Origin of the sequence: Paraburkholderia sp. Cy-641 (assembly GCF_011752945.1) — a bacterium.
Lineage (GTDB): Bacteria > Pseudomonadota > Gammaproteobacteria > Burkholderiales > Burkholderiaceae > Paraburkholderia.
In genome coordinates this window covers 1-8,374 of the sequence record NZ_VWWM01000111.1, presented here as the reverse complement: position 1 = coordinate 8,374, position 8,374 = coordinate 1, and the positions used below count along the sequence as shown (strand labels likewise).

General features: G+C 65.9%; 5 protein-coding genes. 3 read left to right on the top strand and 2 right to left on the bottom strand.

The genetic code is table 11. The annotated features are described in order from the left end of the window. The first annotated feature begins 174 nt into the window (after positions 1-174). From F3J20_RS31260 to F3J20_RS31250, 3 genes are all read left to right on the top strand, one after another. The gene (locus F3J20_RS31260) at positions 175-1,992 is read left to right on the top strand and encodes a hypothetical protein (RefSeq protein WP_167285795.1); all 1,818 of its coding nucleotides are present in this window, start codon (positions 175-177) and stop codon (positions 1,990-1,992) included. Between the two features lie 56 nt (positions 1,993-2,048). Further along, entirely contained in the window at positions 2,049-3,428 is a 1,380-nt protein-coding gene (locus tag F3J20_RS31255) for a galactosyl transferase GMA12/MNN10 domain protein (protein WP_167285794.1), read from the top strand. Between the two features lie 335 nt (positions 3,429-3,763). Continuing rightward, complete coding sequence (locus F3J20_RS31250) at positions 3,764-6,214, top strand: membrane-bound PQQ-dependent dehydrogenase, glucose/quinate/shikimate family (RefSeq protein WP_167285793.1); 2,451 nt, start codon at positions 3,764-3,766, stop codon at positions 6,212-6,214. A 100-nt stretch (positions 6,215-6,314) separates the two neighbouring features. Here F3J20_RS31250 and F3J20_RS31245 read toward each other — a convergent pair whose 3' ends face one another. Together F3J20_RS31245 and F3J20_RS31240 are read right to left on the bottom strand one after the other, a co-directional pair. Then, positions 6,315-6,530, bottom strand: coding sequence for a YXWGXW repeat-containing protein (locus tag F3J20_RS31245; protein WP_167049000.1), 216 nt, complete (start codon positions 6,528-6,530; stop codon positions 6,315-6,317). Positions 6,531-6,742: 212 nt separating this feature from the next. Then, a complete protein-coding gene (locus tag F3J20_RS31240; protein ID WP_167285792.1) occupies positions 6,743-8,287 on the bottom strand; it encodes a TolC family protein in 1,545 nt (514 codons plus the stop codon). Positions 8,288-8,374: the final 87 nt, after the last annotated feature.

Here is an 8,374-nt window from a genome sequence, read left to right as displayed (position 1 = left end):
AGGCGATCCGCCATCACGATGCCGACTGGGAAGGGTATCGGGACCGCCAGCGCCGCATCATCGCGCGCTATCTGTCGACGAACGCCGAAGTCGTGGCGCGCTATGACGGGTTGCTGCTGCAGCTGGAATCCGCTCCAGCCCGGACATCATGATCGAAGACGCGAGGGGCGAGCCATGACGGTTCAACTGCCTGTTTCCGTACAGGCACAACGCCTGCTCGATCGCGGCGACCTGATCGGTGCGGCGAAACTGATCGACGGCCACGGCACGCTGGAGTCGACGGATGCTTTGCTGCTGGCGATCACGAGCCGCATCATGCGCATGCGTGGTCACGCGTCCAGGGCGGCCGCGCTCGCGGACCGGGCGCTCGCGCTCGACGCGAACAACGGCCTCGCGCTGCTGGAGCGCGCGAGGCAGGCCTCGGCGGCGGGCGATCCGCTTGCCGCGAACGGCTGGTATGCGCGCGCCTATCGAAACATGCCGGATGGCGAGACGTGGGTGCTCGAATGGATCGAGTTGCAGATGGGGCAGCCGGACGGCCCGAACATGCTCGACGTGGCGACCCGCTTCTGCGCGGCACAGCCCGCCAATGCACTGGGCTGGTTCCAGCTTGGCCTGCTGTATCAGCGCGTGGGCCGGCACGATGCCGCTCTCGCGGCGTACGCGAAGGCCGACCGGCTCGACCCGGCTGTATCGATGCTGCAGAACAACACCGCGGCGGCCCATATCGAACTCGGCAATCTGCCGCGGGCGAAAGCGATTCTCGAACCGCTTCTGGTGCGCGAGCCGGGGAATGCGCTGGCCTGGAACAATCTGTCGGTCGTCCTGCTCGGCCTGCGCGATCTCGCCGGCGCGGAAGTCGCGTCCGAACGCGCCTGCACGCTGGCGCCCGATTACCCGGTGGCGCTTGTGACCCGCGTGCAGGTCCTGAAGGAACGGCAGCAATGGGATGCCGCGCTGGCTGTCGCGCAGCGCGCCGGGCAACTGGACCCGGCCAATCCGTTGGTCATCTGGGCGTTGGCCATGCTGCAACTGGCACAGGGCGATTACGCGAACGGCTGGGCGAACCACGAATCACGCTGGTTCGGCTCGCGCGAGTTGCGCGACGCGGTGCCGAACCTGCCGTCGCCGCGCTGGAATGGCGAATCGTTCAAGGGCCGCACATTGTTCGTGTGGGGCGAGCAGGGGAATGGCGATGCGATCCAGTTCGCGCGCTTCCTGCCACGGATCGCGGCGCGCGTTCACGAGGAAGGAGGACGGCTCGTCTACTGCTGTTTCTCGCAACTGCTGCCGTTGTTCGCGCGCAGCTTCGCGGAGAGTGTCGATGAGATCGTGCCGCACGATACGGCGGTTCTTCCGGCGCACGATTTTCATTTGCCGCTCGGCAGCCTGCCGCTCGTGCTTGGCGTAACAGAGGATCGTCTCGCCGATGCCGCGCATTATCTGAAGCCCGCTTCCGATGCCGTCGCGCGCCGGAGCGCGGGGCCGCGTGCACAACGGCCTCTGCGCGTCGGGCTCGTCTGGAGCGGCAGCCGTACGCATCAGCGCAATCCGCTGCGTGCGATCGATCCGTTGCTCTATGCGCGTGCATTTCATGGCGTCGAAGGCGTCGAGTTCATGTGTCTGCAGGTCGATGCCGCCGACGATGTCGCGGCGATGCGGCATGCGGGTCTGTCCATCGAAGACCCCACCGTGGCATGGGGATCGTATGACGACACCGCCTCGGCGCTGTCGACGCTCGATCTCGTGGTGACGGTCTGTACGTCGGTGGCGCATCTCGCCGGCGCGCTCGGTGTGCCGACATGGCTATTGCTGGACGTCAATCCGCACTGGGTCTGGTCGACGGAGCGTACCGACAGCGCGTGGTATCCGGGCCTGAAGCTTTATCGGCAGAGCGCGTACCGGCAGTGGGAACCTGTCGTGGAACGGGTGGCCGCCGATCTGACGCGAGTCGCGGCCGGCCTGTCCGACGTGGCGCCCGTCGATGCGTGAGCCGGCAAGGATCACCACATAGCCCCCGTCACGATCGACAATTTGGAGAGTGCCAGATGCGATCGCACTGTGTTCTGAGTTTCCTGACCGGCCATGCGCCGGCGGCGTTTGCCAATCACGCGCGCTATGCCGACACGCACGGCTATCGCCACGTATGCGTCGATGCGTCGGACGGGCCGCGCAGCGCCCAGGTCCAGACCTTGCATTGCTACGAAGCGCTGCTGCATGCGCTCGACGGCTGTCCGGCAGACGGGATCGTTCTGTTGCTGGGCGAGGATGGGCTCGTCGTCGAGCCGCATGCGCTCGACCGGCTGATGGCGGGGCGGGACGCGCTGCTGGTCGGCGTCGAGAAAGGCCGGCCGCAGACCGACGTGCAGTTCTGGCGCAACACACCCGCGACGCGCGAGCGCATCTACCGGATCATGCAGCGTTGCAGGCTCGGCGGTGAGCCGTTCGTCGATGCCGCGACCGTGCTGGGAGATGAACCGGTACATCCGTGGCACGAGCGGATCGACGACCTGTATGCGGTGATGCACGCGGGCGCCAACATCGATCCGTACTGGCGGCGCGCGGCGACGTTTGCGCTCAGTCTGGGCGATTTGCATGATTCGCCATCCGAAGCGAGTGCCGCGCCGCGCATTCGCGAGATTCTGTGCGCTCACCTGGAAATGTCGGGGCTCCGGGGGCTTGCGCCTTTCTCGTTCGAGACGCCGGCTGTCGATGCCTCGGCCGATCGCAGCACCTATGCACCTCACAACGCGCCTCAAAACGCGCCCGGCAACGTGTCCGCCAGGGACGTCGCGTTCGTCATGCTTTATACGCCGGGCATTGCCGGCTATGGCGGCATCGCGGAAAGCAATCTGCGGCAGTACTGCGAGCGGCATGGCTACACGTTTTACGTGTATCGCGACACGCCGGCTGAAATCGGCCTGTCGGGAACCGGGAACTGGTTCAAGCCGTGGCTTCTCGACGCTTATCTGCCGCACCACGAATGGGTCATCTGGGTCGATGCGGATGTGTTGATCCTCGATCACGAGCGGCCCATCGACGATCTGCTGCGCGGCCGCGATCGTCTGCTCGCGCGCGACATCGGGCAATGGCCGTTCAATTCGGGCGTGATGGGATTCCGCCGTACCGAGGGAAACGCGGCGATGCTGCGCGGGCTGAAGGCGCGCATTCGCGGCCTGGCCGATCGGTCGTCCGTGTATGCGCACAACGGCGACCAGTTCTACTTCATCGAAGCGATGAAACAGTCGGGCTTGCTCGACGAGGCGGACATTCTGAGTCCGCTCGTCATCAATACGCCGTGGTTCATGGTCGGTCCGGACAGTTTTATCGCGCACTACTACGGCATGTGGACGGAGATGCGCACGCTCGTCATGGCGTACGACGAAGCCCGGCGTCTCGTGCGTGATTCGCAACGACAGGAGAAATGACGCGGGTTCCAACACTCTTCCGGGACATCGGTATGTCTCTTCTCGGCCAATTGTTGGCTCACGCGGTTCCGCAGCAATTCTCACGCAGGCGCGTGCTCGTGCGCACCTGCTGCGCGTATGACGCCGGTGTTGGCGCTGGACATCGGAAATGGACTGGAAACAACCGGGAAGCAGCCGGGAAATAACCGGGAAGCAACAGGCAAGCATAGGGGAGCGTCCCGTTTCGCAGTTGGAAAACAGTAGAGAGGTGTCGTGGTAACCGATCCGTAGCGTGTGCTCATACTCCGATGCCGTACCGAAGCACGGAGCGACGTAGTATGAATCTGGAGAATACGATGAATAACACAAGGCCTGAACCCAACAGATTCCCATTCATCTGGGATCGCATCATCGCCGTCATCATCGTGGTCAGCGGACTCGCGATGGCTCTCGGCGGCGGCTGGCTTCTCGCGCTGCATGGCAGTCCGTACTATGTGTTCGCCGGCATTCTGCTCATCTGGTCCGGTGTGCTGCTGTGGTTTCGAAGCCTGAAAGGCGCAGGGATATTCGGCATCGTCTATCTGATTACGCTGCTCTGGACGCTCTACGAAACCGCACTGCGCTTATTGGGATGGGTGCCGCGCATGGGTTTCCTCACGGGCCTTGCGTTCTTCGTCGCGCTGATGCTGCCGCGGCTGGCCGACCGAGCGGGACAAAGCGGGCATTACCGTGGTTTGGCCAAGATCCTTGCAGGCATCTGCATTGTGTTTGCGGGCACCGCATTTGCGCTGTCGTTCATTCCGCAGCAGAGCTATCTGTCCGCGACGGCAATGCCGGATACGCCGCTCGTCGCCGGGGACGAGTTACATGCGCCGCAACCGGATGCCGACTGGACCCATTACGGCCGCGATACCGACGCCACCCGTTATTCTCCGCTCGACCAGATCAACCCCGGCAATGTGAAACAGCTTCAGGTTGCCTGGGTCTATCACACCGGCGATCTGCCGCCCAAGGGCAAGGTCAACAAGTGGGCGGCCGAAATGACGCCGATCAAGGTGGGCGACGGCCTTTATCTGTGCACCGCGACCAACAATCTGGCGAAGCTCGACCCGACCACCGGCAAGGCAATCTGGACTCACGACGTCGGGACGCAGTATAAGAGCGTGCCCTATACCGCCGCCTGCCGCGGCCTCGAACACTATGTATCGCAGACGATTTCCACGGGCCAGCCGTGTCACGAGAAAATCATCGAGGGGACGATCGACGGCCGTCTGATCGCCGTCGACGCATCCACGGGGGCCTCGTGCGAAGGCTTCGGCGAGCATGGCCAGGTCAGTCTGCTCGACGGACTCGGCAAGACCGTGCCGGGCTTCGTCGCGATGACGTCGCCGCCCGTTATCGTCAACGACACCATCGTGGCCAATCACGAGGTGTTGGACGGCCAGCGCCGCTGGGCGCCGTCGGGCGTGATTCGCGGCTTCGACGCCGATACGGGCGCCTTCAAATGGGCGTGGGACGTCAATCGTCCGGGCCAGCACGGCGAGCCGGGCGTCGGGCAGGAATTCAGCCGCGGCACGCCGAATTCGTGGGGGCCGATGGCGGGCGACGACAAGCTCGGTCTCGTCTATGTGCCAACCGGGAACTCGGCGGCCGACTACTACAGCGCCATGCGCACGCCCGCCGAGAATCGCGTCGCGTCGTCGATCGTGGCGCTCGACGCGGCAACGGGCGAGGAGCGCTGGGTATTTCAGACCGCTCACAAGGACGTGTGGGACTACGACATCGGCTCGCAGCCGACGCTGTTCGATTTTCCGGGGCAGGGTGGCCCGGTGCCGGCGATGGTCATCCCGACCAAGCGCGGCCAGCTGTTCGTGGTGGACCGTCGCAACGGCCAGCCGCTGCTGCCCGTCGAGGAGCGGCCGGCGCCGCAGGGCAACGTGCCGAACGATCCACGTACGCCGACGCAGCCGTGGTCGACCGGGATGCCGCGCCTCGGGTTTGCCGATCTGCAGGAAAGGACGATGTGGGGCATGACGCCATTCGATCAGTTGTACTGCCGGATCAAATTCCGCCAGGCGCACTATGTCGGCGAGTTTACGCCGCCGATGGTCGGCCAGTCGTGGATCGAGTATCCGGGATACAACGGCGGCGTCGACTGGGGTGGCGTCGCCTACGACCGGACGAGGGGCGTCCTGATCGCCAACTGGAACAACACGCCGATGTACGACCGGCTGCTGTCCCGCAAGCAGTCCGACGCCATGGGGCTGTATTCGATCGACGATCCGCGCCATACCGACAAATCCGGCGCGGAAGGCCCGGGGGCGATGGCCGATACGCCGTACGGCGTGGACGTGCAGCCGTTCCTGATGCCGCTCACGCAGGTTCTCTGCAACGAACCGCCGTACGGCATGATGACCGCGATCGACATGCATACGCAGAAGGTCATCTGGCAGCATCCGTTCGGCACCGCACGGGCGAACGGTCCGTTTGGATTGCCAACCTATATGCCGATCGAAGTCGGCACGCCGAACAACGGTGGGCCGATCGTCACGGGCGGCAACCTGATATTCGCCGGCGCCGCAACGGATAACCTGATCCATGCGTTCGACCTGAAATCGGGCAAGATGCTGTGGAGCGATCTGCTGCCGGGCGGCGGACAGGCGACGCCGATGACCTATTCGGTCAACGGCAAGCAGTATCTGGTCATCATGGCGGGCGGCCATCACTTCATGCGCACGCCGGCCAGCGATGCGCTCGTGGCGTATGCTCTGCCGGACAGTGCGATATCGGGCGGGGCGTCGCAGTAGTCGAGTAGTCGAACCGGCGCGGTTGGCGGTGCGGCACGCGCGGTTCGAATCACGCTTGCGAAGCACTGAAGGCGGCCGGCTTCGCATCGATCGCGCAGGATCAGACCGGCCGCCAGTGACCCGGCACCCACTGCCAGTGATTGCCTTCCCAGCGGTAGTGACCCTTGACCCAGACATAGCCCGGTGCGGGCGCAGCCGGTACGATTTCGGCCACCGGCGCGGGTTGAGGCGGACGCACGGGCTCTACGACACAGCCGGAAAGAAGAACGCCCGCAGCCAGTGCGCTGGCCATGATCAGAGACGCTTTGGTTTTCATATCGTCGATTCCTCTTTTGTTCGGATACGGACACGTACGGACACGGCTTGTGGCCGCGTCTTCGTTGAACGCCCGAGACGTATGAATCCGTCGCGCGAGTCTGTAAGAGGATGTAAGTCGACGCTCTGGCGCGCCGGCAAGATACCTTGCGCGGCGGTCCGACTTTTATTTCCGGTCGGGATGGCGTGCTAACCACACGCTCGCGGATGCCGTCACTGTGCGCCGATCGTCCCCGTCGCCAGGGCGAGCGCGGCCGCGGCCGACAGCGCGCCGCAATAGCTGTCCACTTCGGCATTGCGCGCCGCCAGCAACTGGCTCTGCGCGATCGTCGCCTCGGTGATCGAGCCGACGCCATGCCGGTACGCGCTGAACGCCGCGTCGTAGCTGGTCTGGGCGGCAGCGACGAGCGCCTTCGCGGCATCGTGCGAGGCGAGGCTCGTCTGCACCGCGTTCTGTGCGGCGACAACCTGGCGGACGGCTTCCTCTTTCGTGCGCGTGAGGCGCGCGGATGCGCTCTGCGCATCGTTGCGCGCCTGCATCAGCACGGCCGAGCGCAGGCCGCCGTCATATAGCGGAATCGAGATGCCGAGAAACACGCCGCCGCCGTAGCGGCTGCCGTTCAGGTTGACGGTCGGCGCCTGATCGCCGATCGCGGGCAGCGCGGAGAGGGCCGTGTGCCCGCTCGCATACGAGGTCGATGCGGACAGGAACACCTTCGGCATGAACGCCGCTTCGGCGGCCTTGATCTTCGCGCGATCGGCCTTTTCGAGTGCATAGGCGTTTTGCAGATCGGGGCGGCGCGCGATCGCGTCCGCGACGATCGTGTCGATCGACGAGCCGAGCGCGGGCGGCAGCGGCCGTTGCGGCAACGCGGCGATCGCCGGCTTCGACAACGGCGAGATGCCGAGTGCGGAGACGAGGTCGAGGTAGCCGTCGCTGGCCGCGCCGCGCGCCTGTACGAGCGCGAGGTTGGCCTGCTCGCGGTTCTGCGTCGCCTGCGCGACTTCGACGACCGTGCCGACGCCCTGTTTGAAGCGCGCACGCGCCGCCGCAAGAATCGTGTCCGCGTTCGCGAGCCCCTGCTGCGCGCTCTCGGCGTGCGCTCGCGCGGCGGCGTAGCGGTAGTACGCGACGGTCACGTCGTGGATCACCTGCTGATGCACGGCCGTGAACGCAACGTTCGACGCGATCGATACCTGCTCGGCCGCCTCGACGCGCGCCGCGCGTCCGCCGAAGTCGAACAGCAGCCATTGCAGCGACAGCGCCGAGATCGTGCCGTGCACGGTAGTGTCGCTCGACGCGTCGCCGAGCGGCGTCGACGTCGAGCCGTGGCCGGTTTGGTAGGCGCCCATCGCCGTCGCCGACAGTTGCGGCAGATACGCGGCCTTGGCGATGCCGACCGCGAGCGCCGCGTTGCGCGCATCGTTCCACGCGATGCGCGTCAGCGGGTTCGTCGATTCGGCGAGGTCGATCAGCTCGGGCAGCGTATACGCATGCGCGGTATCGAGCCCGGCGGGCGGCGGCACCGACGCGAGCGTGGGCGTGGCCGGCAGCGTGTAGTCGTGCGGCGCGCCTGCGGCAGCGGCGCGCGCCGGGCCCGGTACGATCTCGCCCGTCGCCGAGGTTGGCGGCTGCCACGGGCGGTCGGGCGCCTCGGGCGCGAGATCGAGCGAGGCCGTCGCGCAGCCGGCGAGCGCGACGGCGCTCGCGAAGGCCGCGGCGACGAGCGGCGCGGCCGGCGGTTCAGGTCGGCGCATGAGCGGCGGACTCCTTCGAGGGGGCTTGACGGTCTGGATCGGCGAGAGCGGCGAGCCGGGGATCGAGCAGGTGCAGCAGCGCGTCGG

Bases quoted from the DNA above. Each gene is read 5' to 3' on its own strand.
- F3J20_RS31255 (WP_167285794.1), top strand. From the start codon at position 2,049: ATGCGATCGCACTGTGTTCTGAGTTTCCTGACCGGCCATGCGCCGGCG.
- F3J20_RS31245 (WP_167049000.1), bottom strand. From the start codon at position 6,530: ATGAAAACCAAAGCGTCTCTGATCATGGCCAGCGCACTGGCTGCGGGC.
- F3J20_RS31260 (WP_167285795.1), top strand. From the start codon at position 175: ATGACGGTTCAACTGCCTGTTTCCGTACAGGCACAACGCCTGCTCGAT.
- F3J20_RS31250 (WP_167285793.1), top strand. From the start codon at position 3,764: ATGAATAACACAAGGCCTGAACCCAACAGATTCCCATTCATCTGGGAT.
- F3J20_RS31240 (WP_167285792.1), bottom strand. From the start codon at position 8,287: ATGCGCCGACCTGAACCGCCGGCCGCGCCGCTCGTCGCCGCGGCCTTC.